Consider the following 595-nt stretch of genomic DNA (forward strand, 5'->3'; position numbering starts at 1 on the left):
CTTCAACGTATTTGCTCTTGGTTTCAGTGACAATGTCTTCAGGCATAGCAACACCATCTTTACCAGCAACACCATTAGAAGTTAACCAATCTCTCAAAAATTGTTTATCGTAAGAGTCTTGAGATTTACCAACTTCGTATTTAGTAGCATTCCAGAATCTGGAAGAATCTGGAGTTAAAACTTCGTCAACAAGAACGATGTTGTCACCATCTAAACCAAATTCAAATTTAGTATCAGCGATAATAATTCCTTTAGTGGCAGCGTAATCTCTGGCTTTGGTGTACAAATCAATAGCAATTTTTTCAATTCTATCACATAATTCTTTTCCAACAATCTTGTCAGCTTGTTCTTTGGTGATATTTTCATCATGTTCACCTTGTTCTGCTTTAGTGGATGGGGTGAAGATAGGAGTGATTTGTTGTGATTCAACCACATCACCAATAGGAATACCGTGGACGGTTTTAGATTTTTGGTATTCTTTCCAGCCGGAACCGGTGATGTAACCTCTAACAATAACTTCAAGAGGGATCAATTTCAATTTTCTAACAAGTAAGGATCTGCCTTCCAATTGGTTTCTATATGGTTCTAGTTGAGG

Annotated in this window: 1 protein-coding gene; it reads right to left on the minus strand. The window is 37.0% G+C overall.

The window, feature by feature from the left end; genetic code table 11:
- Positions 1-595, minus strand: a 595-nt coding sequence (locus WQ54_RS24245; protein ID WP_046588165.1) for a phosphoribosylaminoimidazolesuccinocarboxamide synthase, incomplete at both ends; no start/stop codon positions are given.

This window comes from Bacillus sp. SA1-12, from assembly GCF_000981385.1.
In the GTDB taxonomy this organism is placed as follows: Bacteria; Bacillota; Bacilli; order Bacillales; family Bacillaceae; genus Metabacillus.